This window comes from Asaia siamensis (assembly GCF_014635085.1).
In the GTDB taxonomy this organism is placed as follows: Bacteria; Pseudomonadota; Alphaproteobacteria; order Acetobacterales; family Acetobacteraceae; genus Asaia; species Asaia siamensis.
Genome location: NZ_BMCH01000006.1, coordinates 214,467 through 239,880 on the forward strand (window position 1 = coordinate 214,467; position 25,414 = coordinate 239,880).

General features: G+C 59.7%; 23 protein-coding genes. 5 read left to right on the plus strand and 18 right to left on the minus strand.

Going from position 1 to position 25,414, the window contains the following annotated elements:
* The first annotated feature begins 82 nt into the window (after positions 1 to 82).
* Positions 83 to 469 carry a DUF423 domain-containing protein gene (locus tag IEV53_RS12020; RefSeq protein ID WP_188427066.1) on the plus strand — a complete coding sequence of 129 codons (387 nt, stop codon included), beginning with the start codon at positions 83 to 85 and terminating at the stop codon, positions 467 to 469.
* Here IEV53_RS12020 and IEV53_RS12025 read toward each other — a convergent pair.
* On the minus strand, positions 442 to 753 hold the full coding sequence (locus IEV53_RS12025) for a hypothetical protein (RefSeq protein WP_188427067.1): 312 nt from the start codon (positions 751 to 753) through the stop codon (positions 442 to 444). The genes IEV53_RS12020 and IEV53_RS12025 overlap by 28 nt on opposite strands.
* Positions 754 to 865: 112 nt before the next feature.
* Here IEV53_RS12025 and IEV53_RS12030 point away from each other — a divergent pair, with 112 nt between their 5' ends.
* Positions 866 to 1,414, plus strand: a complete 549-nt coding sequence (locus IEV53_RS12030) for a thioredoxin family protein (RefSeq protein ID WP_229719859.1) — start codon at positions 866 to 868, stop codon at positions 1,412 to 1,414.
* 41 nt (positions 1,415 to 1,455) lie between these two features.
* Here the strand turns inward: IEV53_RS12030 and IEV53_RS12035 are convergent, their stop codons facing one another.
* The 12 genes from IEV53_RS12035 to IEV53_RS12090 form a co-directional block, all read right to left on the minus strand.
* Positions 1,456 to 3,138, minus strand: a complete 1,683-nt coding sequence (locus IEV53_RS12035) for a M3 family oligoendopeptidase (protein WP_188427068.1) — start codon at positions 3,136 to 3,138, stop codon at positions 1,456 to 1,458.
* A gap of 36 nt (positions 3,139 to 3,174) precedes the next feature.
* Entirely contained in the window at positions 3,175 to 4,380 is a 1,206-nt protein-coding gene (locus tag IEV53_RS12040) for a pyridoxal phosphate-dependent aminotransferase (RefSeq protein ID WP_188427069.1), read from the minus strand.
* Between the two features lie 10 nt (positions 4,381 to 4,390).
* Entirely contained in the window at positions 4,391 to 5,593 is a 1,203-nt protein-coding gene (locus tag IEV53_RS12045) for a pyridoxal phosphate-dependent aminotransferase (protein ID WP_188427070.1), read from the minus strand.
* Positions 5,594 to 5,612: 19 nt separating this feature from the next.
* Positions 5,613 to 6,722: a 3-isopropylmalate dehydrogenase gene (gene leuB / locus IEV53_RS12050; protein WP_188427071.1), complete on the minus strand. Its 1,110-nt coding sequence runs from the start codon at positions 6,720 to 6,722 to the stop codon at positions 5,613 to 5,615.
* Positions 6,719 to 7,351, minus strand: coding sequence for a 3-isopropylmalate dehydratase small subunit (gene leuD, locus IEV53_RS12055; RefSeq protein WP_188427112.1), 633 nt, complete (start codon positions 7,349 to 7,351; stop codon positions 6,719 to 6,721). The genes leuB and leuD overlap by 4 nt, the downstream gene beginning before the upstream one ends.
* A complete protein-coding gene (leuC, locus tag IEV53_RS12060; protein WP_025884696.1) occupies positions 7,351 to 8,751 on the minus strand; it encodes a 3-isopropylmalate dehydratase large subunit in 1,401 nt (466 codons plus the stop codon). Before leuC ends, leuD begins: the two co-directional genes overlap by 1 nt.
* A gap of 41 nt (positions 8,752 to 8,792) precedes the next feature.
* Positions 8,793 to 9,173 carry a 50S ribosomal protein L19 gene (rplS, locus tag IEV53_RS12065; RefSeq protein WP_025884695.1) on the minus strand — a complete coding sequence of 127 codons (381 nt, stop codon included), beginning with the start codon at positions 9,171 to 9,173 and terminating at the stop codon, positions 8,793 to 8,795.
* Positions 9,174 to 9,197: 24 nt separating this feature from the next.
* Positions 9,198 to 9,899, minus strand: coding sequence for a tRNA (guanosine(37)-N1)-methyltransferase TrmD (gene trmD, locus IEV53_RS12070; protein WP_188427072.1), 702 nt, complete (start codon positions 9,897 to 9,899; stop codon positions 9,198 to 9,200).
* Positions 9,896 to 10,453 (minus strand): ribosome maturation factor RimM, encoded by a 558-nt coding sequence (rimM, locus tag IEV53_RS12075; protein ID WP_188427073.1) that lies wholly within the window; start codon positions 10,451 to 10,453, stop codon positions 9,896 to 9,898. Before rimM ends, trmD begins: the two co-directional genes overlap by 4 nt.
* A 31-nt stretch (positions 10,454 to 10,484) precedes the next feature.
* Complete coding sequence (gene rpsP, locus IEV53_RS12080; protein WP_023978627.1) at positions 10,485 to 10,820, minus strand: 30S ribosomal protein S16; 336 nt, start codon at positions 10,818 to 10,820, stop codon at positions 10,485 to 10,487.
* A gap of 50 nt (positions 10,821 to 10,870) precedes the next feature.
* Positions 10,871 to 12,268 carry a signal recognition particle protein gene (ffh, locus tag IEV53_RS12085; RefSeq protein WP_188427074.1) on the minus strand — a complete coding sequence of 466 codons (1,398 nt, stop codon included), beginning with the start codon at positions 12,266 to 12,268 and terminating at the stop codon, positions 10,871 to 10,873.
* Positions 12,269 to 12,450: 182 nt separating this feature from the next.
* Entirely contained in the window at positions 12,451 to 12,963 is a 513-nt protein-coding gene (locus tag IEV53_RS12090) for a Spy/CpxP family protein refolding chaperone (protein WP_188427075.1), read from the minus strand.
* 551 nt (positions 12,964 to 13,514) lie between these two features.
* Between IEV53_RS12090 and IEV53_RS12095 the strand changes: the two genes are divergently transcribed.
* Together IEV53_RS12095 and IEV53_RS12100 are read left to right on the plus strand one after the other, a co-directional pair.
* A complete protein-coding gene (locus IEV53_RS12095) occupies positions 13,515 to 14,828 on the plus strand; it encodes an ABC transporter substrate-binding protein (protein WP_188427076.1) in 1,314 nt (437 codons plus the stop codon).
* A gap of 167 nt (positions 14,829 to 14,995) precedes the next feature.
* A complete protein-coding gene (locus tag IEV53_RS12100; protein ID WP_188427077.1) occupies positions 14,996 to 16,657 on the plus strand; it encodes a glycoside hydrolase family 13 protein in 1,662 nt (553 codons plus the stop codon).
* 184 nt (positions 16,658 to 16,841) lie between these two features.
* On the opposite strand, the gene IEV53_RS12105 is transcribed toward IEV53_RS12100, so the two are convergent.
* The 5 genes from IEV53_RS12105 to IEV53_RS12125 form a co-directional block, all read right to left on the minus strand.
* Positions 16,842 to 18,326 (minus strand): UdgX family uracil-DNA binding protein, encoded by a 1,485-nt coding sequence (locus IEV53_RS12105; protein WP_188427078.1) that lies wholly within the window; start codon positions 18,324 to 18,326, stop codon positions 16,842 to 16,844.
* Entirely contained in the window at positions 18,323 to 19,555 is a 1,233-nt protein-coding gene (locus tag IEV53_RS12110) for a putative DNA modification/repair radical SAM protein (protein WP_188427079.1), read from the minus strand. Before IEV53_RS12110 ends, IEV53_RS12105 begins: the two co-directional genes overlap by 4 nt.
* 128 nt (positions 19,556 to 19,683) lie before the next feature.
* Entirely contained in the window at positions 19,684 to 22,230 is a 2,547-nt protein-coding gene (locus IEV53_RS12115) for an HWE histidine kinase domain-containing protein (RefSeq protein WP_188427080.1), read from the minus strand.
* On the minus strand, positions 22,223 to 22,798 hold the full coding sequence (locus IEV53_RS12120; protein WP_188427081.1) for a biliverdin-producing heme oxygenase: 576 nt from the start codon (positions 22,796 to 22,798) through the stop codon (positions 22,223 to 22,225). The genes IEV53_RS12115 and IEV53_RS12120 overlap by 8 nt, the downstream gene beginning before the upstream one ends.
* Before the next feature lie 465 nt (positions 22,799 to 23,263).
* Entirely contained in the window at positions 23,264 to 24,244 is a 981-nt protein-coding gene (locus IEV53_RS12125; RefSeq protein ID WP_188427082.1) for a 3-hydroxyacyl-CoA dehydrogenase family protein, read from the minus strand.
* A gap of 147 nt (positions 24,245 to 24,391) precedes the next feature.
* Between IEV53_RS12125 and IEV53_RS12130 the strand changes: the two genes are divergently transcribed.
* A complete protein-coding gene (locus IEV53_RS12130; RefSeq protein ID WP_188427083.1) occupies positions 24,392 to 25,354 on the plus strand; it encodes a LysR family transcriptional regulator in 963 nt (320 codons plus the stop codon).
* Positions 25,355 to 25,414: the final 60 nt, after the last annotated feature.

The following is a 25,414-nucleotide window of genomic DNA, read 5'->3' on the forward strand; positions in this document are numbered from 1 at the left end:
CTTTACTTTTTACTCTGCGAGGACTGGCATAGAATGCCAGCAGCCTCGTTCTGAACCCTCAAGAGACGAAAGCGTTCCGCCCATGCCTGTCTGGCAACGTGTGATTTTTTGTTTTTGCGGTATTTTCGGTTGCCTTGCCGTCATGCTGGCAGCACTTGGGGCCCATCTGCCCGATCAAGCATTCATACCGGGCGGAAGACCCATGCTGTCACGCGGGGTCGAGATGCTGATGTGGCATGTGCTCGCCCTGCTCGGCCTCGGCGTGAGCGGGATTGCAGCGTTGCGCTGGGTCGCCCTGCCCATGGCAGCGGGTACGGTGCTTTTCACCCTGCCTGTCGTCTCACTGGCGTTGAAGGGGCCCAATGTCGCGTTTCTGGCCCCGTTCGGAGGCACCCTGACCATGCTCGCATGGCTGAGCCTGGCCGTACTGGCCTGCTTCGCTCACCGCTTCAGACGCAGCATGACATAGGTCAGTGCCGTCTGAAGCCCGAGCGCAACAATGAAGCAGCAAAGCATGATCCCGATCAGGATAAGCTGCTCGCGCCCGAGACTGGTATCAATACCGAACAGGGAATAGAGCCCCTGCCATGCACTCGTTCCCGCCACCCATTGCACGCCATGGGACAGGAACGGCACGAACCGGATCAGAAGCGCGAGCACAAGCGTCAGTCCAACAAGCCCTATGGTGCGGACAAGGGTCGTGGTGATGGAGACTTCACCTGCAGCCCCGCCGACATCGTTACGTTCTTTCATCACAGGTCCCTTGCGCTCTTGTATTCCCCGGCGAGACAAAACATTTCATACTCTGGCGGATTTTCAACCACCCTGCCCTCAAACCTTTTTTAAGCTTCGAAAGGCCCGCATCGTGCTGAAACGCAAATTTGGCGTCATGACCTCCCTCGCCCTCGGCCTCTCCGCCCTTGCTCCCGCAACGCTCCCCTGTGCCAGCAGCACGGCATTTGCCGAAGATGGTCCGCCAGCCCCGCCAAAGATCGACAGTTCGGTGCAGATCACGCCGGCGAAGGATGTCTATCCCGATATCGCCCTCGCGAAGACCCAGGTCGAAGAAGCCTTTGCCACCGCAGCGCGCACGAAGCGCAAGGTACTCATCGATTTCGGCGGCAACTGGTGCCCCGATTGCCGCATGCTAGCTGGACTTTTCAACCAGCCGGAAGTCGCACAATGGCTCGAATCCCAGTTTGTGGTCGTGCCGGTCAATGTCGGACGCATCGACAAGAATCTCGATATCGCCCAACGTTTCGGTGTCACAATTCATGAAGTGCCGACCGTGCTGATCGTCACGCCGGGCCGCAAGCTGCTCAATGCCGACGGCGCCAACACGCTCGGCAATGCCCGTGCAATGTCGTCGCAATCGGTGCTCGACCTGCTCGACAAATGGAACCGCCGCGGCTGATCCCGCTTCTCCCCTCCCTCAGACGAGGGAGGGGAAACCCGTCACATCATGAGCATCTGCTCGGCTTCATCAACGATTTCGGCCAGAGCATCATCCTCAAAGGGCACGGTCAGTCCGGCATTGCGCACCAGGCTGCAGAACGCCTGGCTTCCTCCGGCTTCGCATAGCCCACGATAGAGTTCGAGCGCCCGTGGGGTATCGACCTGAGCGATCAGCCAGATCTGAAGCGCCACACAGAGCGCCAGCGTATAATCGATATAATAGAAGGGCGAGTTATAGATATGGCGCTGGGCCTGCCAGCGACCACCCTTGGCCGGATAGGCCAGATCGCCCCAGTCACGCCAGGGCAGATACTGCTTTTCAAGGCGCTGCCATGTCGCGTGACGCTCTTCAGGGCTCATGCCGGGCTTTGCATAAATCTCGTGCTGGAAATGATCGACACAGGCTCCGTAGGGCAGGAAGCTCAGACTCTCGATCAGATGCAGACGACGATACCGCTCACCTGCCCCCTCTTCCACGAGCAGATCGATCTCGGGCCAGGTGAGGAATTCAAGGCCCATGGAATGGATCTCTGCCCCTTCCATTGTCGGCCAGAGCATGTCGATCATGGGCAGATCGCGGCTTTTCCAGTTCTGGAAGGCGTGACCCATTTCATGAGTGAACACGCCGATATCACCGTGAATCCCGTTGAAATTGGCGAAGATGAACGGTGTGCCCTGTGTCGAGAATGACGTACAGAAACCACCGCCCGCCTTGCCCGCACGGTTTTTCAGATCGAGATAGTTTTTCTCGACCATCTCCGTGAAGAACGCGGCCATTTCACCGCTCTCATCAAGACGCGTGAACATCTCTCTGGCGCGCGCAATCATCAGATCGTAATCGCCTGCGGGACCGGGATTACCTTTCGGATCGACCAGTGCCTCGTCCCAGGCCTTGAGGCTATCCCACCCCATCTCGAGCTGACGGCGCTGCAGAAGCGCCTGCACCAAAGGAGTGACATGGCTCGCGATACGCTCACGGAAGCGCGCGACATCCTGCGCATTGTAGTCGGTACGACGCATACGACGATAACCGAGATCGATATAGGAATCGAAACCGAGCGTATGGGCCATGCCGGTACGCAGCCTCACCAGATCGTCGAAAATGCGATCGAGCTGTTCGCCATTCGCCTCGTAGAACCCCCAGCGCGCAGACTCAGCCTCATGACGCGTGGCCCGATCGGAATCCTGCTGGAACGGCTCCAGACCGGAGAGGTTGTGACACTCCTCCCTGAACGTAATCTCTCCCGCGGCAAGGAGTGCCGTGTATTCAGCGCAGAGGCGCGCCTCTTCCGCCAGCATGGACTCGATACGCACGTCGAATGTGGTGATATCGGCATCCCAGAGCGCCAGAACATGGGCGCCGAGATGCGTTTGGGCGTCTTCGCGACGGGCAAGAACACGCTTCTTGATCTGTGTTTCGAGATTGGTGGCGTAGGGCGTCAAGCTATCGGCATAGTCCCGGGCGGCGACGTAATCGGCGTTGCGCGTATCCTGTGAAAAGCGCAGTTCGACCAATGCCGACCAGGATTCATAGGCACGACGCTGTGCGTCGAAAAGCGCCAGTCCTGTTGCCAGATCATCATTATCCAGCTCAGCACCGATCGCCTCATAGGCCTGATCGAGCGTCTCACGCGTGGGTGTGGGAAAATCCAGAGTATCGAATACGGGAAAGGATGTGATCATGCGCCCATGGTCGCATCCTCACCCGGCTTCGTCCAGTCAGACGAGCGTCAGAAGGAACCGCTCAAGCCTCGTGCAGGCTTCAATCAGCAGCGCGTCAGACGCGGCGACAGACAGACGTATATGGCCCGTCTGGCCGAAGGCGCTTCCGGGCACGACACTCACATGCGCCTCTTCGAGCAGGGCTTCGGCAAAGGCAACATCATCGACAATTACCCGACCGGCAGCACTCTTCCGGCCCAATGCGCCAGTGATACCGGGAAAGGCATAAAATGCCCCTTCGGGCATGGCGCAGGTGACATGCGGCATGGAACGGAGCCTGGCCACCACGAGATCGCGACGTGCCTGATAGACATCGCGCATGGCGTCGCGTCCGGCAGCCGGGGTCGCCAGCGCGGCGACCGCACCGGCCTGGGCCAGAGTGCAGATACCCGATGTTGCATTGCTCTGGATGCTGGTCATGGCCTTGATCAGGGGCCCCGGACCACCGCAGAAACCAACGCGCCAGCCTGTCATGGCATAGGCCTTGGCCATACCATTGATGGTCAGGATACGGTCCTTGAGATCCGGCGCCACACAGGCAAGCGAGGCATGGGTTTTGCCGTCGAATGTGAGATGCTCGTAGATCTCGTCTGCCATGACCAGAACATGCGGCGCGTCACGCAATACGGCAGCGATAGCCTCGAGGTCATCGCGCTCAAGAATGGCACCACTCGGGTTATTCGGAAAATTGAGCACCAGCCAGCGTGTCCGCGGGGTGATGGCGTCTCTCAGCGCTTCTGCCTTGAGCCGGAATCTGTCTTCTTCATGACAGATCACAGAGACCGGCACACCCCCCATCATCTGGGCGATGATCGGATAGCTGACCCAGTAGGGCGCAGGTACAATCACCTCATCACCCGGATCAATAGTGGCCGCAAACGCATTATAGATCAGCTGCTTGCCACCATTGCCGATCAGTATTTCTTCCGGTGCATAAAGCAGTCCGTTTTCATCGAGAAATTTCTTCGCGACCGCCGCCTTGAGGGCGGGCTGGCCACCCACGGGCGGATATTTGGTATCGCCGCGAAGACCGGCCTGATAGGCCGCCTCGACCGCCTCGGGCGGTGAAGGAAAATCCGGCTCACCCAGAGCCAGGGAAATCACATCGACACCCTGCGCCTTGAGCGCCCTTGCTTTCGCCGACATGGCAATCGTTGCGGGCTGCGGCAGCCCCTGAAGACGCTGTGCCAGACGAAAGCTCATGGTCGGTTTCTCAGCTCAAGGAGGCGCAGAAACGCTGAATGCGCGTGCACGCTTCGCGCAGGCTTTCAGTGTCGGTGGCGTAGGAAATACGGAAATAGCCCGGCGTCAGGAAGGCGCTGCCATGCACGGCAGCAACCCCCGTCTCTTCAAGCAGTTCGGTGACGAAAATCTCGTCATTTTCGATCACCTTGCCCGTGCTTGTCTTCTTGCCGATCACGCCTGCAATGGACGGAAAGACGTAGAATGCGCCTTCAGGACGGATACAGGTCAGACCCGGCGCCTGCGCCAGCATCGACAGAACGAGATCGCGACGCTCCTGATAGACCGACACCATGCCACCGATGAAATCCTGAGGGCCGGTAACCGCTTCAAGCGCTGCCGCCTGGGCAATCGAGCAAGGATTGCTCGTGCTCTGCCCCTGCAGCTTGATCAGCGCCTTCGTCAGTTCGGCAGGTGCGGCCGAAAAGCCGATGCGCCAGCCGGTCATGGCATAGGCCTTGGAGACGCCGTTCATGGTGACGACGCGCTCACGCAGTCTGGGCTCGACCTGCACCAGCGTCTTGCTCACCAGCCCGTCATAGACCAGCTTTGCGTAGATATCGTCTGTCAGAACCCAGATGCGCGGATGATCGAGCAGAACGTCGCAAAGCGCACGCAGATCGGCCTCTGAATAGACAGCACCTGTCGGATTGCAGGGTGAATTCAGCACCAGCCATTTGGTCCTGGGGGTGATGGCACCGCGCAGCGCCTCGGCATCGAGACGGAAGCCGTTTTCAGGCTTTGTCTGCACAACGACAGGCGTACCGTCGGCCAGCGCTACGATGTCGGGATAGGACACCCATGCCGGCGCAGGGATGATAACCTCGTCACCTGCATCGAGTGTTGCGGTAAACACGTCATAAATGACCTGTTTGCCGCCCGTCGAGACCACAATCTCCTCGGCCTTGTAATCGAGGCCGAAATCGCGATTGAGCCAGGCCGCAACAGCCTTGCGCAAGGCGGCCGTGCCCGCCACATCGGTATAGCGCGTCTCGCCGCGTGCAATGGCGGCACAGGCGGCCTGCTTGACGTTTTCGGGCGTCTCGAAATCCGGCTCACCGGCGGAGAGGCTGATAATGTCCCGCCCCGCTTCTTTCAGGGCCCGCGCTTTCTGCGAAATGGCGATCGTCTGGCTGGGAGAGATCCGGTTAAGCCGGGCAGCGATCAGGGACATATCTTCCTCCGGCTGGCTCTCAGGCCAGCTTCTGCATTTCCTGAAGAACGGCGGCGCCCATTTCCTCGGTGCCGACGCGTGTCATACCTTCGGACATGATATCGGCTGTGCGCAAGCCGCTTGACAGCACATTCGAGACAGCCTGTTCAATCAGCGCCGCATCGTCCTCGCGCTTGAGCGAATAACGCAGCAGCATGGCGAAAGACAGGATCTGCGCCAGCGGATTGGCGATGCCCTGCCCTGCGATATCGGGTGCCGACCCGTGGATCGGCTCATAAAGCGCGTGACGCTTGCCGCTCTCCTGCACCGGGCCGAGCGTCGCCGAAGGCAACATGCCCAGCGAGCCGGTCAGCATCGACGCCAGATCGGACAAAAGATCGCCAAACAGGTTGCCGGTCACGATGACATCGAACTGCTTGGGATTGCGCACGAGCTGCATGGCGCAGTTATCGGCCAGCATGTGGCTGAGCTTGACGTCGCTGTAATCGCGCTCATGCAGCGCGGTCACGACCTGCTTCCACAGCAGACCGCTTTCCATCACATTGCACTTCTCGACCGAGCAGACATGGTTGCCGCGCAGACGGGCCAACTCGAAAGCGACACGGGCGACGCGCTCGATTTCCGACGTCGTATAGACTTCGGTATTGATGCCGCGCTGCGACCCGTCGGCCAGGGTTTCGATACCGCGTGGCTCACCGAAATAGATGCCACCCACAGTCTCGCGCACGATCATGATATCGAGCCCGGCAACCAGTTCCGGCTTCAGCGAAGACGCATCGACAAGCGGCGCGAAGACCTGTGCGGGACGCAGATTGGCAAAAAGCTCGAGTTCCTGACGCAGGCCGAGAATGGCAGCCTCGGGGCGCTTGTCAAAAGAGACATGGTTCCATTTCGGGTCGCCTACCGAACCAAACAGAACGGCATCAGCTTCTTTGGCCAGCGCAACGACTTCAGGACGCAGGGGAACGCCATGAGCGGCCAGAGACGCGCCACCGACCAGTTCGTCGGTCAGCTCGAGAGAGAGCCCGCGGGCGTCACCAAGCCAGCGCACGATCTTGACGACCTCACGCATGACTTCAGGGCCGATCCCGTCGCCGGGAAGAACGAGTAGCTTGGTGGCCTGGCTCACGAAACCGTCTCCATCACGATAGTGGGGCGCCAGGATTCGTCTCGCTGACGCTTCTGCTCGAAGGACTGGATCGCACTGTCATGCTGGAGCGTCTGCCCGATGTCATCGAGCCCTTCGATCAGCATATGCTTGCGGAAACTATCGACTTCGAACGGAATGGTGCTTCCGTCGGGGCGCTGGACGAGCTGGTTTTCCAGATCGATGGTGATGCGGGCATTCGCCCCCATCTGCGCGTCTTCCATAAGCGATTCACAGATCTCGCGCGGGAGGCGGATCGGCAGAATGCCGTTCTTGAAGCAGTTATTGAAAAAGATGTCGGCAAAGCTCGGGGCAATCACGCAGCGTATCCCGAAATCGAGCAGCGCCCAGGGCGCATGTTCGCGCGATGAACCGCATCCGAGATTATCGAGCGTAATCAGGATCTCAGCCTTGCGATACGGCTCGCGGTTGAGCACGAAATCAGGCTTCTCCGACCCGTCATCATTATAACGCTGCGCTGCAAAGGCATTCTTACCCAGGCCGCTGCGCTGGATGGTCTTGAGAAAACGCGCCGGAATGATCTGATCGGTATCGATATTTTCGACCGGCATGGGCGCCGCAATGGCGGTGAGCGTCGTGAACTTGTCCATCATGCCATCTCCCGCACGTCGACAAAGCAGCCTGAAACTGCCGCTGCTGCCGCCATGGCAGGCGAGCACAGATGGGTGCGTCCGCCCGGCCCCTGACGTCCTTCGAAATTACGGTTCGAGGTCGAGGCGCAACGCTGGCCTGAGGTGAGCTTGTCAGGATTCATGCCAAGGCACATCGAGCACCCGGCTTCACGCCATTCGAACCCGGCCTCGCGGAAGATCGCATCAAGACCCTCGGCCTCGGCTGCCGCCTTCACATGACCAGAACCGGGCACGACCATCGCTCTGACGCCGGGGGCCACATGGCGCCCCTTGGCGATAGCGGCCGCCGAGCGGAGATCCTCGATACGGCTGTTGGTGCAGGAACCGATAAAGGCCACATCGATCCTGGTACCCGCAATTTTCTGACCGGCTTCGAGCCCCATATAATCAAGCATGCGCTGCACCTGACGGGCACGCGCGGGATCGTTGAACTGCGCCGGATCGGGCACAATGCCATCGATCGCAATCACGTCTTCAGGGCTCGTACCCCAGGTGAGGTTCGGCTGGATCTCGGCGGCATCGAGCGTGACCTCGGTGTCGAACACCGCGCCTTCATCGGATGCCAGCGTGCGCCAATACGCACAGGCCTTTTCAAAATCCTCACCCTTGGGGGCGAAGCGACGCCCCTCGACATAGGCGAAAGTCGTCTCGTCAGGCGCCACCAGACCGGCGCGCGCACCCGCCTCGATCGACATGTTGCACAGGGTCATGCGCCCTGCCATGTCGAGAGCGCGAATGGCATCGCCGGCAAATTCCATGACATGCCCGGTACCGCCTGCGGTGCCGATCTTGCCGATAATTGCCAGCATGATGTCCTTCGCCGTCACGCCTGGGCCAACCTGCCCGGAAACCGTGATGCGCATGTTCTTGGCAGGCTTCTGCAGCAGCGTCTGCGTCGCCATGACATGTTCGACCTCAGACGTACCAATGCCGAAGGCAAGAGCACCCATAGCCCCATGGGTCGAGGTATGGCTGTCGCCACAGACAATGGTCATGCCAGGCAGGGAAATGCCCTGCTCGGGCCCCACCACGTGCACGATGCCCTGGTCTTTCGAGCGCAGCTTGAAATAGGGAACGCCGAATTCGGCCACGTTCTTTTCGAGCGTTTCGATCTGGAGCCGGGATTCCGGCTCCTCGATCGGCAGCGAACGGTCGGAGGTCGGCACGTTGTGATCGACCACGGCGACCGTCGCATCCGGGCGACGCAGACGACGCCCGGACATCCTCAGGCCTTCAAAGGCCTGAGGGCTTGTCACCTCATGTAGAAGGTGACGGTCTATGTAGAGAATGCAGGTGCCGTCCGGGAGGCGTTCGACTACATGGTCATCCCAGATTTTATCGAACAATGTTCGTGCCACCGCACTCTCCTTTGTTATAAACCGGTTTCGACTATCCTGATTTAGGAAGCCGTCTTCACCGTGTCACGGGGACGCTCGGCAATACGAGCCGACTTGCCGCTACGCTCACGCAGATAATACAGCTTTGCACGACGCACCTTGCCGCGACGGACAACAGCGATCTCGGCAATGCTGGGCGAGTAAAGCGGGAAGATACGCTCCACGCCTTCACCGTTCGAAATCTTGCGAACCGTGAAGTTGCTGTTCAGGCCCTTGTTGGAACGGGCAATCACAACGCCTTCGTAAGCCTGAACGCGCTCACGCGTGCCTTCGACAACGCGCACGCCAACGCGCACGGTGTCACCGGCCTGGAATTCGGGAACCGGACGGGCGGCGGTCAGACGCTCGATTTCGCGCGCCTCATACTGCTGGACAATGTTCATGTTACTTCTCCGAGAATACGAAATTTATCTGTTAGTCTTGGCTTCAGCATAAGCCGCCCAGAGATCGGGGCGTCTGACCTGGGTCGTCTGACACGCCTGCTCGTGACGCCATGCCGCTATCGCCGCATGATGACCCGAAAGCAGAACCGGTGGCACATCCATACCCTCCCATGAGGCGGGCTTGGTGTAATGCGGGTATTCGAGCAGACCGTCGCCGAAGCTTTCTTCGGCATCGCTCAACTCTGAACCCATCACACCGGGCAGAAGGCGCACGCAGGAATCGAGCAGCGCATAGGCGGGGATTTCCCCACCCGACAGCACGAAATCGCCAAGCGAGATCTCGACAACGCCTCGGCGCTCCAGAACCCGCTCATCGACGCCTTCAAAGCGCCCGCACAACACCACCACGCCATCACCCGAGGCGAAGTCACGCGATTGCGCCTGAGTCAGGCGCGCACCGCGCGGCGTCGGGTAAACGACCGGCCGCCCCTCTGCCTCGATCGAGTCCAGCGCTTCTGCGACCACATCGGCCCGAAGCACCATTCCCGCACCGCCACCAAAGGGGGTGTCATCCACGGCGCGATGACGCCCGCGACCGAAATCACGCAGATCATGCACACCCAGCGACCAGACGCCGTCTTCAAGCGCCCGTCCCGCAAGGGAGAACCCGAGCGGCCCCGGAAACATGTCCGGAAACAGAGTGAAAATATCCGCGTGCCAGGTCATGAACGCACCGCCACATCGCCCTTGCCCGAAAGATCACCCTCGACCTCGACCTCATGAGGCGGCTCGACGATGACACGCCCCTGATCGAACAGGATCTCGGGGACGCAGGCATGGGTGAAAGGCACGATCAGGTCCTGACCGTTTCCGGTAATCTCCAGACTGACGCCCGCACCGTAATCATGAATGATCGCAACCGTGCCCAGCACCTTGCCCTCTCGGGTTTCGGCACGCAGACCGATCAGATCGGCATGATAGAACTCGTCCTCTTCTGTTTCCGGCAGGCAATTCCGCTCGACATACAGCTTGAGATTGACGAGACGTGCGGCCTCATCGCGGTCGGTTACGGCACGGCCGGCAGCATCGTACAGACGCGCGATGCCATGACCCTGCCATTCCGCACGCCAGACGCTGCCCTTTTCATCCTGCAGCGCGCCGATTTCCTCGACCGAAGCCGGGTCATCAGTCGCCGCAAAAAGATGCACGAGCCCCCGAACGCCATGGGGCCTGCCCACGGTCGCCACGAGAATCTTGCTGGAGGCGGTGCCGGACGTCATGAAATGCTGAAGCCTATCCCTGGTCTATGGCTCAGGCTGCGGCCTTGGCGGCTGCACGCTCCTGGGCGCGCTTCTTCGGCGCGGACTGCTTGGGCTGCTCGTTGTAAACGGGCTTTTCGATCAGACCGGCATTACCAAGGAAGCGGGCAACGCGATCGGTCGCCTGCGCGCCGTTTGACAGCCAGTGCTTGATGCGCTCGTCGTTCAGACGGATGCGGTCAGCATGGTCGGAGGGCAGCATCGGGTTGTAGGCACCAACCTTCTCGATGAAGCGGCCATCGCGGGGGCTACGGCTGTCAGCAATCACGATGTGGTAGTACGGACGCTTCTTGGCACCAGCGCGCGAAAGGCGGATCTTAACGCTCATATTTTTACTCCAGGGTATCGAAAACTATGTGAAAATCATGCCGGTTGGGGTTAGCGGCGCGGGCCGCCAAAGCCACCGCCGGGCCGCCCGCCGGGAGCACCGCCCGACATGAGACCGGAAAGCATCTGCTTCATGCCACCGAGGCCCATCTTGCTGATGCGCTTCATGATGGTGGACATGTCGTCAAACTGCTTGAGCAACTTGTTGACCTCCTGAACCGTGGTGCCCGAACCGGCAGCGATACGCTTCTTGCGAGAGGCCTTGATAATGGCGGGCGTCTTGCGCTCATCCTTGGTCATCGAGGAAATGATGACCTGGTGACGCTTGAAGATCGAGGTATCGAGATCCTGATCGCCCAGCTTTTCCTTCAGCTTGCCCATGCCGGGCAGCATGCCGACGATGCCCGAAATCGAGCCCATCTTGCCGATCTGGCGCAGCTGCGAGGCATAGTCGTCGAGATCGAACTTGCCCGCCATCATCTTCTTGGCGACGCGTTCGCTCTCTTCGTGGTCGAGCGTCTCGCTGGCCTTCTCGACCAGCCCGGCAATGTCACCAAGACCAAGGATACGACCGGCAACGCGCTCGGGGTAGAAATCGTCGAGGGCCTCGAGCTTTTCGCCCAGACCGACGAGCTTGATCGGCGCCCCTGTAATGGCGCGCATCGATAGCGCTGCGCCACCACGTGCGTCGCCATCCATACGGGTCATGACGACACCGGTGATGCCGACGGCTTCGTTGAAGCGCTGCGCAGTGTTGACAGCGTCCTGACCCGTCATGGCGTCGACCACGAGCAGGGTTTCGACCGGATTGGTCGCATCGCGTACGTCGCGAACTTCCTGCATCAGGGCTTCATCGATCGACAGACGACCTGCCGTATCGAGAATGACGACGTCATAGCCTTCGCGACGGCCCGTCTCGAGGGCACGCCTGGCAATCTCGACAGGCTGCTGACCGGCGATAATCGGCAGCGAGCCGACGCCGACGCGCTCCGCCAGCTGCTGCAGCTGAAGCTGGGCGGCCGGGCGCTGGACGTCGAGGGAGGCGAGAAGCACACGCTTGCGCTCGCGCGTCAGCAGACGCAGGGCAATCTTGCCCGACGTCGTGGTCTTGCCCGAACCCTGCAGACCGACCATCAGGACGGGCACAGGGGCAACGGCCGCAAGATTGAGCGGCACGTTACCAGCACCGCCCAGCGCCTCGATCAGCGCGTCGTTGACGATCTTGGCAACGGCCTGACCGGGTGAGATGCTCTCAAGCACCTCCGTCCCGACGGCCTTTTCCTTCACCTTGTTGACGAAGTCGCGCACGACGGGCAGCGCCACGTCTGCATCCAGCATGGCCAGACGCACTTCGCGCATCGCTTCGGCAACATCCGCCTCGGACAGCCTGCCGCGCTTGGACAGACCCTCAAATACACCGGAAAGCTTGCCTGAAAGCGTGTCGAACACGTGGAACCCTTATAAGCAACAGAAAGACGCCACTGCGCGAGTCTTCGCGAGGTGGCGTTTCAAATCTGGTCAGGCAGCTAAAGGCATGAGAGCGCAAAGTCAAGACAAAACGTCCGCTCGCGTGCCCATGCCGCCCGATTGCTCAGGAGAGAGACATCCTGCCCCTCTTCCTGAGCCAGAGATCAGGGAGCGTCGGGCTCATCCTTGTCTGCATCGCCCTTGGCATGCGGCGGGCGCAGAAGATCGCGGATCTGCCCTTCGAGTGAGTCGAGCTTCTCCTGGGTCGTGCGGGCCTTGTCGAGCTGCTCGGGAGTCAGGATATCATGGATCGCAACGGCATCGGCAGCCATTGCTTCTTCGTCCTTGGCGTTGAGCGCTTCCTTCTGCTTGATGAGCGCATCGAGCTTTGCCTTGTCGACCGGCCCCTTCGCCATCAGCAGCGCCCCGATTTTCTGATCGACATCGAAACGCTGGTGCATGGCATCACGACGCTCTGCACGATGGCCATGCATCAGGGCGTGGATCTTGTCGCGCTGTTCTTTCGTCAGGTCCACGCCACGCAGCATGCCCATGAGCGGCGGGGGCATCATGGGACCCATATGGCCCGGAGGGGCCATCGGTCCGGGCGGGAGCGGTGCGGGAGCATGGGCATAAGCCAGCGCCATGAAAGACGGCGCGGCAGCCAGGGCCAGCATGCTAAAAGTCTTCTTCGAGATCATACTCGTCATCTTCCTGTATTTGCGAAGACATCGGGTCCGATGCCTATGACCTCTCTCTAGCAAGAAGAATAAGAAGAACGAGGGCCAAAGCACTACAGAATGTATGGATTGTTACAGACTCTCTACTGCATGACTATCGGGGGCTGCGCCCCCTTGAGAACGCCCATCTGTCATAGATAACACATTCATGTTACGGTCATGTCATTCCCTTGTTAATTTTCGGAAAGAATGAGAGCGTCACTTCGCGCCGTTCCAGTGAAGCGGCACAAGACGAACCGGATCGACAAAAGCCATGCGAACCATGTCCGGGCTGAAGCCCCAAGCCTTTGGCACGAAAACGCGCCCGCCCCTGCACCGCGACAGGTCGACACGGCCCCTGCCCTGTTACATTTCCCGGGAAAACGAATGAATGTGGTGCCTTTCCGCCACATGAGCCGCGCTGCCTTCCCCCGGAATGCCGGGATCGGCAGCCAGATGCCCCAGACCTGATTTCTCCAGTGCAAGCGCCCACCCAAGGACAGTCCCCAATGAAGAAAACCCTGCTTCTGGCCAGCGCGGCCCTTGGCTTCGGCCTCGCCGCTCAGGCCAAGGCCGACACGACGCTCACGATCGCGACCGTCAACAACGTGCAGATGATCGAAATGCGCAAGCTCTCGACAGTATTCGAGAAAGCCCATCCGGATATCCATCTGCGCTGGGTGACGCTGGAAGAAAACGTTCTGCGCCAGCGCGTGACGACCGATATCGCCACCCATGCAGGGCAGTTCGATATCCTGACCATCGGCAATTACGAAGTGCCGCTCTGGGCCAAGCAGGGCTGGCTCTATAAATTCGACTCCCTGCCCGCTGCCTATGATCTCAATGACATCATCGCTCCGGTGCGTGAAAGCGTGAGCTATGAAGGCAAGGTTTACGCGCTGCCCTTCTATGCAGAGAGCGTGATGACCCTGTACCGCAAGGATCTCTTCGCCAAGGCCGGGATCACCATGCCCGAGACACCCACCTACGATCAGATCCGCGATTTCGCTGCCAAGACGACCGACAAGGCAGGCGACACCTATGGTATCTGCCTGCGCGGCAAGCCGGGCTGGGGCGAGAACATGACCATCGTCACCACCATGGTGACTGGCTTTGGCGGTCAGTGGTTCGATATGAGCTGGAAGCCGACACTCAACACGCCGGCCTGGCACAACGCGATTACCTATTACACCTCGCTTCTCAAGCAGTTCGGCCCGCCTGGCGCGAGCGCGAACGGCTTCAACGAAAATCTCTCGCTTTTCGCGACCGGCCATTGCGCCATCTGGATCGACGCCACCAGTGCTGCCGGCACGGTATTCGATGCAAAACAGAGCAGTGTCGCCGACAAGGTGGGCTTTGCCTCACTGCCAACGGGCAGCTTCAAGGGTGGTCCAACCTGGCTCTGGTCGTGGAATCTGGCCATTCCGGCTTCTTCCACCCATGCCGAGGCAGCCAGCACCTTCATTCAGTGGGCGACGTCAAAAGACTATATCCAGCTCGTCGCCAAGACCGATGGCTGGGTCAATATTCCGCCAGGCACACGCAGCTCCTCTTATCAGTCGCCCGACTATCAGAAGGTCGCCCCCTTCTCGTCCTTCGTGCTGAAAGCCATTGAGACCTCCAACCCGTCAGGTCAGACGGCGCAGCCGCGCCCCTATGTCGGCGCACAGTTTGTCGACATCACGCCCTTCCAGGGCATCGGCACGCAGGTCGGGCAGACCATTGCCTCGATCCTCGCAGGGTCGAATACGGTCGATTCAGGTCTGAGCGCAGCCAATGCCGCCACCAACCGCGTAATCCGCCAGACAGGCTACCAGAAGTAACCCCCACGCAGGGGCGCTTGCGCCCCTGCCCCAGGACAGCCATCGTCACCCCGAGGCTTTCACGAGCGGCTGGCGTGCAGGTCTCTTGTATCCGCAACTTTGTGTGACGGCGCCAACTGGCAGGTTTCCTCCGTGTTCTGACATCATCACGATCACGGAAGAAAACCATGGCTCAGAACGGTTCAGCTCCAGTCTGGTGGAAAGACGCTGTCATCTATCAGATCTACCCGCGCTCCTTTGCCGATTCCAACGGTGACGGTATCGGCGACCTTCCCGGCATCATCAGCCACATGCCCTATCTGGAACGGCTCGGCGTCGACGCGCTATGGATCTCCCCCTGTTTCCAGTCGCCACAGGGCGATGCCGGATATGACATCTCCGATTATCGCAAGATCGACCCGCTTTTCGGTACGGTCGCCGATTACGAGGCGCTGATTAAGGAAGCGCATGACCACGGTCTGCGCATCATTGCCGATATGGTGCCAAACCACACATCAAACCAGCATGCATGGTTCAAGGAAGCCCTGGCCTCCGAGCCCGGCAGTGCCGCCCGTGAACGCTATCTGTTTCGCGATGGCAAGGGGAAGGACGGGTGCGAGCCCCCCAATAACTGGCAGAGCGTCTTTGGCGGCATTGCCTGGACACAGGAACCTGAGCGCAAGGACGGCAAACCACGCCAGTGGTATCTGCATCTCTTCGACAGCTGCCAGCCCGATCTGAACTGGGACAACCCCGAAGTGCGGACCGAATTTGAATCCGTTCTGCGTTTTTGGCTCGATCGCGGGGTGGACGGCTTCCGTATCGATGTCGCCCACGGACTCATCAAGGAAAAAGGCCTGCCTCCCTATACAGAGCGCGCCACGATGGTGGGCGAAGATGACGACAAGACGCCAAGCGATGCCCCGATGTGGGACCGGGATGGCGTGCACGAAATCTATCGCGCCTGGCACAAGCTGCTGGCCAGCTACCCGGGCGATCGCATGCTGGTGGCAGAAGCCTGGGTAAAGCCTCTCTCGCGTCTTGCCCGTTACGTACGGCCCGACGAAATGCAGCAGACCTTCAATTTCGACTATCTGCTCTGCCGCTGGAACGCCGCCAAATACCGCGAGATCATCACGGATTCACTCAAGGCCATGCATGAGGTCGGCGCCATCACCGCCTGGGTCATGTCCAATCATGACACGGTGCGCCATGCCTCGCGTCTGGGCCTGAAAGATGCAGGCGCGCGCCCTCAGGGTATCGACGCAGCCCATGAGCAACCGGACGAGGCCCTTGGCCTGCGGCGGGCCCGCGCAGTCATATTCATGACGCTCGGCCTGCCGGGCTCGGCTACGCTCTATCAGGGTGAGGAACTCGGCCTGCCGGATCACACGAAGCTCGACAGGAAATATCGTCAGGACCCGGCTTTCTTCCGCACTGATGGCAAGGAAATCGGTCGCGACGGGTGCCGCATCCCTCTCCCCTGGAAGGCGGATGGCCCGTCCCTTGGTTTTAACGAGACAGGCGAACTCTGGCTGCCTCAACCAGAGCAGTACAAAAACTATGCAGTCGCCGTGGAAGAGAAAGACCCGGACTCGCCCCTCGCGCTCTATCGCAGTCTGCTTGCCCATCGCAAGGCGTTCAGCCTCGGTCTTGGCGCGCTTGAATGGGCGCCGGAACGCAAGGACGTGGTCGAATTCTGCAACGGGCCTGTCAGGGTCATTCTGAATTGCGGCGACAAGGAAGTAGTGCTTCCTGAAGGCGAAATCCTTGAGGCAAGCCACGCCATCGAGAAACCCGGCTTTCTGCCAGCCAATGCCGCCGTGTGGATGACAGAAAAAGCCGATTGACCGAAATCCGCCCCGTCTTTCCCGGTCCTGATGCCAGGGAAGACAGGCAACACCCCGCTAATACGCGCGGTCGGCGAAGGGCAAGTACTGATCAGTAAAGAAGCCGAAGCGCGTGACCCGAAGGAGCGAAGTCGGGCTTCTCACCTCTCACGGGTGCCGCCGCCGCGCCTTCTTTTTTCAGGCGTCAATGCTCTGCGAGCCAGTCACGCGCAGCTGAGAGTTCCTGCATGAAGCGCTGCTCTTCTTCTTGGGCCCTCAGAGGCTCAGGAAGGCGCAGCAGATAGGACGGATGGATTGTCGCAAGACTAGGTGGGCGTGTTGCGCTCCCGTCGCGCACATGCCCCCTGAGTGCCCCGAGGCGACTGACGCGCCCTTCCACAGCCTGAAGCGCGGTAGCGCCCAGCGTGACGATCAGCTTCGGCTGAACGAGCCTGATCTCCTGATCGAGCCAGGGTGAGCAGGCAACAATCTCAGTGCGCCCCGGCGTCTGGTGAATGCGACGACGCCCTTTCGAAACGAATTTGAAGTGCTTCACCGCATTGGTGAGATACACCTCGCTTCGCTCGATACCGACCGCAGACAACACACGATCGAGCACCTGTCCCGCTGGCCCCACAAATGGCTTTCCCTGCAGATCTTCCTGATCGCCCGGTTGCTCACCAACAAGCATGAGAGGCGCATGATCCGGGCCGATGCCAGGCACGCTCTGGGTCGCATAGCGACAGAGATCGCAGCGCTGGCAGCTCTCCAGCGCGCGCGAGAGAGCAGGCAGCCCGTTGAGCGCCACGCCCCGAGCCTCTTCCTGCGCCTCTTTCTCTCGCCACTCTGCCTGATGGCGCTCGTGAAAAGCCGGGGCACGACCATCATTCTGCCGCGCCACCATGGCCGCAACGCGGTTTTCCGCATCGGCGAGCATTTGCGGTATCAGCCGGGTTTCCGGCAAATTCTTCCAGTATTTGGTCGGCATTTCGGAGCGCATCGCTTTTGTCTTGATACGCGCCGGATTGAAAATCGACTGATAGTAACTGTGCCAGAGGGTCTCGACATCGTCCTTCAGATCTGGCGCAGCGCAAGGCGACCGGTCACAGATCAGCTTTCCCTTCTCGAACAGGATGGAGCCGATCGGGGTCAGGATCATCCAGTCCATATCGGAAAAACGCTCGGCAAAAAACGGCGCCACGCTCTCGAGAATATAGTTTTCCGGCTCGAACCAGGCGATGAAATGCCTGCGTCCGTCGCTATCGGGCTGCGTAGCCTCGCGAAAGCGCACAAAGGCCTTCATCTTGTGCATATCGCGGCGTATCTGCTGCGTCATGCGCGCCGCCTCCCTCATATCGGGGTCGGTCGCGATGGCGAGGAGCGCGGGCTCTGTCTGAAGGCGCCATAAAAGCCGATAGGCCAGAGCAAAACGCTGGGGGTCATGGTAGCGCAGGATGGTGTGCAAAAGAGCCAGACCGGGCTTGGAGACGTGCCCCACCGGCGTTGCACAGGGAGCCGTCGGTGCCTCCCGCTCCTGCGCTTCAGGCTCGGAAGAGAACAGATCTGCCTGCGCCGCATCAGGGCTCATCCATTCGATCTGATCTGGCGCAATTCCCTCGGCGAGGGCCGCACGGGCAAGCCCGCGCCATGTCTCGAAATCCGCGTCGCGGGCCAGTTGAAGGCGCTTCAAAGCAGGCGAAGCTGCTGCGGTTGTGGGCGGAACGCAGCCGCCAGATTGTCACGATCAATCAACCGGGCAGGATTCCAGTCACTCGTGACGATGAACGGCCTGACCTTGCGCAAAGAGACTTTCAATCGCTCCACATCCTCCAGCCGTATGGCGCAATGGCGCCTGGCCGAAAGCAACGCCCCCACTGAGCGCGGCCCCAGACCCGGCACGCGCAATAACATCTCACGACTGGCGCGGTTCAGATCGACGGGGAAGAGCGCACGGTTCTGCAAAGCCCATGCCAGTTTCGGATCGAGCTCAAGGTCCAGCATACCGTCTTCCCGCTGGGCGACGATCTCCTCGAATGAAAACCCGTAGAAGCGCACCATCCAGTCCGCCTGATAAAGCCGATGCTCCCGCACAAGCGGCGGCGATTGCGCAGGCAGAGCCATCGACGCGTCAGGAATGGGGCTGAAAGCCGAGTAATAGACGCGACGAAGCGCATAACCCGAATAAAGCGCTGCCGAACTGCGCAGGATGTCACGATCGGTCGAGCGATCCGCACCGATGATCATCTGCGTGCTCTGCCCACCGGGCGCGAAACGACGAGGCTTGCGCCCGCTCAGGCTGCGGTCGCCTGATTCCTCGATCTTGAGGCGCAAGGCGCCCATGCTCTGGCGTATATGCCCTGCATCCTTTTCAGGCGCGTAGGCGGCAAGCCCCGCATCTGTCGGCATCTCGACATTGATCGACAGGCGATCGGCATAGAGTCCGGCCTCTTCGATCAGATGAGGCGCTGCATCGGGAATGGTCTTGAGATGGATATAACCATGGAAATGGTGCTTCAGCCGCAGCTCGCGCGCCACACGTACCATTTCCTCCATGGTATAATCGGAAGAGCGGATAACCCCCGAAGACAGGAACAATCCCTCGATATAATTACGCCGGTAGAATTCCAGCGTAATCCAGATGATCTCTTCGACCGAAAACCGTGTCCGTTCGATCTTGGAAGATGAACGATTGATGCAGTAGGCGCAGTCATAGATGCAGAAATTTGTCATCAGGATCTTGAGCAGCGAAATGCATCGCCCGTCAGGCGTATAGGCGTGACAGATCCCGTTCGAGGCTTTCGACCCCAGCCCCTCTTCACCCGCTTTCTTCTTCGAGCTTACGCCGCTAGACGCGCAGGACGCGTCGTATTTGGCAGCATCCGACAAGATTTCCAGACGGGCAGCGAGGGTCTTTTTCATCTCCGAGAGATGGAGACGAGATCAGAACAAGTCAAGAACACAACAGCCGGAAAACCAAGGTTTATCGACTGTTCAAAAGGTTTTCCTGCTCAGAAGCGGCTTGGGGAATAATACCCCCAGGGCCCTCCTCAGGCCGGCAGAACCTTGAGCAATTCCTGCACGATACTCTTGATCGAATAGGGCTTGCGCAGCACCGGCACATCCTGGAATTCGGACGGGATCATGGTCCGATCCGCGTAGCCCGTGGCAAACAGGAAGGGCACGCCCTTCTTGCGCAGAAGCGTTGCCACCTCGTGCGAGTTTTCCTTGCCCAGATTGAAGTCAAGCAGCGCCACATCAGGGCAGCGCTCGCGAATGGCCTGCCCAGCTTCATAAACCGATGAGACGGTGCGAATGTGCTGCACGCCATAAGCAGTAAGCGCCTGCTCCGTCTCCATGGCAATGAGCAGCTGATCCTCGACAAGAAGCACATGGGCTGCATGAAGCCGCTCAGACTGAGCCGCAGTAGCAGCGGGCATATCCTCGACCACAGGCTCTGCCGCGACTTCGGAAACCAGCACGGCATGGCGAACCGGGAAAGTCAGGCGAATGAACAGCCCCTCAGGCCTGAACTCACGCACGGACGTACCGCTCAGTTCATGAGGGATCGCGCGCTCAAGCAGAACAGAGCCAAACCCATTGCCCTTGGGCGGCGTCACCGGCGGACCACCGGTCTCTGTCCATTCCAGCACCCAGTTTTTCTGATCCTCGTCCAGGAACCAGCGCAGCGTCAGCGTGCCTGTCGGCCGCGAGAGCGCACCATATTTGGCGGCATTGGTTGCCAGTTCATGAAGCGTCAGCGCGACAACCGAGAGCGCAGGGCCGGACAGCCAGAGATTATCCCCCTCAAGCACGACCGCAGAGGGCTGATGCCGGTAGGGCTCAAGCTCGGCTTCAAGCAAGGTACGCAGCAGGCCACCGCCATCGCTCCGGGCGACCTGATCATGCGCACTGGCAAGCGCCTTGATGCGCCCGCGCAGCACCTCGACATATTCCTCGATCGTCCTGTCCTTGCCTACAGGCCGACCGATCAGAGACTGCACGACGGCAAGGATGTTCTTGACCCGGTGATTGAGCTCTTCATTGAGCATGCGCTGGCGAAGATCGGCATCCGCGCGCTCTGAAAGCTGCTGCTGGTGATAAACGCCCATCACCTCAATCAGGGCCGAACGCAATTGTCCGGCGGCCTCGATATCGAAGCTCGACCAGGGAAGGCAGCGCTCATGCACCTGCTCTTTCCAGATCGCAAAACTCTGACGCGGCGTCAGGCGGGGGCCGTGCGGACCATGCTCGTAGGTCTTGTGCGGATCGCCACCCCAGTTGATGGTCTGCACGATCTCACGACGGAAGAGAAAGACATAGTTCTGGGGCTGGGGCGAAATCGGAATGATCAGCACACCGGCGACATGCGCCGTATGCGCCGCGATCCAGGGGTGGTCCTTGACCAGATGATCCGACTGCCAGATCTGCGTGCCAGCCTTGCGCAGGGCAAGCTCGACAAACTCGTTCTGAACCTCTTTCGGCGCCGAAATGCCGTGACCGGTCCACTCGTTATCGATCCAGATGGCGATACCGTCTGACTGGATGAGCGGGGCCAATCGGCTGATCTGCCCCCGCAGATAGGCTGGCATATCCGAAACCGAGGCAGCGTTGCGCAAGACGCTTTCGATCAGCCCGTGTGTCCGCTCGGCGACCTGCAGCCGAGTCGTTTTCAGAATGACGATGATCTGAAGCGCGAAGAACTCCGAGAACATCTGCACGACGGCACGCTCGGCAATCGGCAGGATGCGCGGGGAATAATGATGACAGGCAATCATGCCCCAGAGCGCGCCATCGATCACGATCGAGATCGACATGGAGGCGCGCACACCCATATTGGTCAGATATTCGCAGTGGATAGGCGATACGCTGCGCAACTGGCCCAGCGACATATCGAGCGATGAAAGCCCTTCAGCCTCGATGAGGGGAACCGGCGTGTAACCGACATCGCCGATCATGCGTATTGGTGAGCGGCGATAGAGCTCCCGAGCCTGGGCAGGAATGTCAGCGCTCGGAAAATGCTGCCCCAGAAAGCTTTCCAGAGACAGGGCACGCGCTTCAGATACCACCTTGCCGGACCAGTCATCGGCAAAACGATAGACCATCACCCGGTCATAATCGAGCAGCCCTCGCATGAGCATGGTCACGACATCGAACAGCCGGGTGATATCGGTCGTCTTGCGCACCCGGTCCATCATGCCATGGAGCTGGGTAAGAAACTTGGTGGCGCGCTGGGTCGGCGAGGCAGGCTCGCATTCCAGCACGACCTCCCCGTTGACGATATGCACAGCCAGGTCGAAATGCCTGTCCGGACCGAGCGCCTGATTGAGCAGGAAAACCGGTCGACGCTGGGTGACGCTCAAGGTCAGGCCGTTGCGGATATCATGCACGATATCCGAGCCGAAAAGCTCGATCAGGCTGCAGCCAAGGGTGAGCTCCGGCTGGCCCAGCATGTCCTGTGCATTGGCTGAATGACGCAGCACGACAAAATCACTGACAGAACATGTGATCAAGCAGCCATGGGGCTGAATGCTGCCAGGGAGATGGATCGGCTCCCGATCGCAGCTCGTCAGATCGACCTGACCGAATTCAGCCATGAACTTTTTCCTCTGCACGATCCACAAGCATCATGGCGTCATAGGCATGCCGGAAAAGACGCGAGGCTTCGGCCCCGGCTTCATCGAGATCGAAAACCGGTGCTGCTTCAAGAAGATCGAGAAATACGCGCCAATTGGCAGGCGCTGCCGTCTGAACGGCAAGATGGGTTGCGCCATGGTCCTCGTCGAAACCCAGCGCCTTCGCACGCTTGGCAATCAGGCGGGCGCCAAGCGCCGACCCTTCGAGGGTGTACAGCATACCCAGGAGCCCGGAATCCGTCTCGGGGGGCGCAAGGGCGGAAACAGGCGGACAGGACAAACGAAGTGTCTCGACGTCTTTTTCGAGTGCGAGACGCGTCGAAACCGGTCGCCAGTCCTTCAGCCATGATGGAAAGCGTCGCGCCTCGACTGCAGCCTCTGCCGAGATACGAAAAGCCGCCATACCGGCAAGATAACGCAAATAATCGCGCTCGGTCTCTAGACCGCCAATCAGGCCATCGAGGCTTTCATGTGCCTCGTGAACATGCGCGCGCAACCGCTGCCGCCTCGTGGCATCGGCAGTCAGCACAGCAATCCTGAAAATGGCGTCCGTCCAGACATGATCGATCAGTCCTGTTCCACATCCGTGAATGGCATTCCATTTAAATCAACCCGCGCAAGAATGTAAACATCAAGATTTCAGCAATGCTGAAATTAAAATGACACTATATTAATGAAAGTAATAAAATTATTCTGCCATGTATTATGAAATATATCCAGAAATTTTTCTAGACACATATCCATCGCGCCATAATGCCGTTTGACGCGGCATGATGATTTTCTTCCATTCTATTACAAAACTGTAACTGTATGAACGGGATCTCTTTACACTGAGTGCTCACAGCCATCGCGAGAATCATGAAGAAATGTTTCTACTTGCGATGGCTTGTCGCTACCTTGTCTCAGGACTTCTCTGCAAGGACCAGAACGAACGTCCCGCGAACATTCTGGCCTCTGACTCACGGGATACGGCCGGTACCGGCCTCCCCACCCCTCATTTCAGGCGTTTTTTCTCGAGCGGAGACGGGCCGAGCTCACGCAGCAGTTCCGCCATCTTCGCATAGGCCTTGTTCCGATAGGCCACGAGTTCTGCCGCTTCCTCCGGGCTGTAATTCCCGTAATAACCGGCACCGTTCTTCACGCCGTGCTTGCCTTCTTCCACCAGCTTCCTGACCGTATCAGGGCAGGACAGACGCGGACCGAAAGCGTTCTCTGCGGTAACGAAGCCATTCACATAGACCTCAAGCCCGGCCATATCGGCAATGGCGAACGGCCCGAAGAACGGCAGACGAAAACCGAAGGTCGACCGCACGATCGTGTCGACATCCTCCGGCGTCGCGATACCCTCTTCGACGATGGTATTTGCCTCCTTGAACAGCACGTATTGCAGCCTGTTCAACACGAAGGTCGGCCTGTCGGCCACCTCTGCCGATTGCCGGTTCACACGGTTCAGCATCTCCTTGACCGTCGTCACGACTTCCGGCTTCGTGGCGACGCCCGACACCAGCTCGACCCCAGGGATGAACGGTGCCGGATTGCTGAAATGCACAGTCAGGAACCGCTCCTGCCCTTTTACCATCGGCGCCAGCACATGCACGGGAATGGTCGAGGTATTGGTGCCGATAATCGCATCGGGACGGGCTGCAGCGCTGATACGCCCCAGCACCTCTTTCTTGACGTCCTCGCGCTCGAACACCGCCTCTTCGATGAAATCAACGTCGCGAACCGCCTCTTCGATCGACGGCGCCGTCGTGAGATTGACCATGATCCGGTCATAGCTGCCCTTCACGATCAGGCCCTGATCCTCAAAGGCGCGTGCCTCGCCCAGCAGACGCTCAAGGGCGCGCTGCGTCGCCTCGGGGGAAATATCGGCAAGGGTCACACGCATCCCTGCCGCTGCAAGGCTCTGGGCGATACCACCGCCCATATACCCTGCCCCGATAACCGCAGCACTTCTGATGATCTGAACCGACATGTCGCCCAACCTTCACAATCATTTTGATGGACGCTGAAAACGGAGTGTTCCAGCGATGATCCGGGCGAAAGAAATAGTCACCCGTTAAGAGGCGCGTCCAATAGTCGTATCCACGCGATACATAACCGTTTGACTATGAAATCTCTCATGCCGCACCCGCATCTCGGCCCGTTCTGGTTCATTGCCTCGCGCCTCAAGCTACGTCATCTGCAGCTTCTCTCGGCCTTTTCGCGTCACGCGACCCTTCAGGCTGCGGCAGAAAGTCTCGGCATGGCGCAGCCTGCCGCTTCCAAACTGATCGGAGATCTCGAGGATTTGATGAGGATCCGCCTCTTCCGTCTGGAAGGGCGACGTATGATCCCGACCTTTGCGGGCGAGGTGCTGACACGTCACGCCGTCTCCATGCTCGAGGAACTCGAACGAACACGCGTCGAGCTCAACGCCCTGGTCGACGGCCGCATCGGTCATGTATCGATCGGCGCAATTGATGGCCCGGTCATCCAGTCACTGGTCGATATGTTGCGCATCGCGCAGCAGGATTATCCCGAAATCGAGCTCGAAATTCGCAGTGGCCCGAGCGACGCGCTTTTCCAGATGCTGACAGACGGACAGATCGACATCATGCTTGGCCGGAGACCGGTCATCCCCTCGCCCTATCCGGTGCAGTATGAAGAAATCGCCGCCGAAAGGCTGGTGATCGCCTCACGCCCCGATCACCCCCTGCTCGGCAATGGCCCCGTCTCGCTGCAGGCGCTGGCGGAGTGGCCATGGATCCTGCAACGCAAGGGCAGCCGCTCGCGCCAGCGTTTCGAAGAGCTTCTTCTGGAAGAGGATCTTCCGCTGCCTACCCGTGTCGTCTCGTCCGATTCATGGATGATGACCCTCGCCTATATCACCCGGACCGACGCCCTTACGATCCTCTCCGCCCCTGCGGCAAAACTGCAATCGGATATCGGCCAGATTGCCAGCCTACCAATCGATTTCGTGTTCGACGTGGCCCCCTGGGGGCTGATGACATCAAAAGAACGCCCCTCAACACCCGCTGCACTCACGATCCTTTCGCTGCTGAAACAGGCCATGCACGAGCAAGATGTGCCAGCGCCCCGCTAGGCGCGCCCTCTCTGTTTCTGCCTGCGCACATGTGACGATTTGCTTCCCGGAACCCGCTCC

Excerpts from the sequence above, each read along its gene's own strand:
- IEV53_RS12020 (WP_188427066.1), top strand. The coding sequence starts at position 83 with ATGCCTGTCTGGCAACGTGTGATTTTTTGTTTTTGCGGTATTTTCGGT.
- IEV53_RS12025 (WP_188427067.1), bottom strand. The coding sequence starts at position 753 with ATGAAAGAACGTAACGATGTCGGCGGGGCTGCAGGTGAAGTCTCCATC.
- IEV53_RS12035 (WP_188427068.1), bottom strand. The coding sequence starts at position 3,138 with ATGATCACATCCTTTCCCGTATTCGATACTCTGGATTTTCCCACACCC.
- IEV53_RS12040 (WP_188427069.1), bottom strand. The coding sequence starts at position 4,380 with ATGAGCTTTCGTCTGGCACAGCGTCTTCAGGGGCTGCCGCAGCCCGCA.
- IEV53_RS12045 (WP_188427070.1), bottom strand. The coding sequence starts at position 5,593 with ATGTCCCTGATCGCTGCCCGGCTTAACCGGATCTCTCCCAGCCAGACG.
- leuD (WP_188427112.1), bottom strand. The coding sequence starts at position 7,351 with ATGGACAAGTTCACGACGCTCACCGCCATTGCGGCGCCCATGCCGGTC.
- rplS (WP_025884695.1), bottom strand. The coding sequence starts at position 9,173 with ATGAACATTGTCCAGCAGTATGAGGCGCGCGAAATCGAGCGTCTGACC.
- trmD (WP_188427072.1), bottom strand. The coding sequence starts at position 9,899 with ATGACCTGGCACGCGGATATTTTCACTCTGTTTCCGGACATGTTTCCG.
- rimM (WP_188427073.1), bottom strand. The coding sequence starts at position 10,453 with ATGACGTCCGGCACCGCCTCCAGCAAGATTCTCGTGGCGACCGTGGGC.
- rpsP (WP_023978627.1), bottom strand. The coding sequence starts at position 10,820 with ATGAGCGTTAAGATCCGCCTTTCGCGCGCTGGTGCCAAGAAGCGTCCG.
- IEV53_RS12090 (WP_188427075.1), bottom strand. The coding sequence starts at position 12,963 with ATGCTGGCCCTGGCTGCCGCGCCGTCTTTCATGGCGCTGGCTTATGCC.
- IEV53_RS12095 (WP_188427076.1), top strand. The coding sequence starts at position 13,515 with ATGAAGAAAACCCTGCTTCTGGCCAGCGCGGCCCTTGGCTTCGGCCTC.
- IEV53_RS12100 (WP_188427077.1), top strand. The coding sequence starts at position 14,996 with ATGGCTCAGAACGGTTCAGCTCCAGTCTGGTGGAAAGACGCTGTCATC.
- IEV53_RS12110 (WP_188427079.1), bottom strand. The coding sequence starts at position 19,555 with ATGAAAAAGACCCTCGCTGCCCGTCTGGAAATCTTGTCGGATGCTGCC.
- IEV53_RS12115 (WP_188427080.1), bottom strand. The coding sequence starts at position 22,230 with ATGGCTGAATTCGGTCAGGTCGATCTGACGAGCTGCGATCGGGAGCCG.
- IEV53_RS12125 (WP_188427082.1), bottom strand. The coding sequence starts at position 24,244 with ATGTCGGTTCAGATCATCAGAAGTGCTGCGGTTATCGGGGCAGGGTAT.
- IEV53_RS12130 (WP_188427083.1), top strand. The coding sequence starts at position 24,392 with ATGCCGCACCCGCATCTCGGCCCGTTCTGGTTCATTGCCTCGCGCCTC.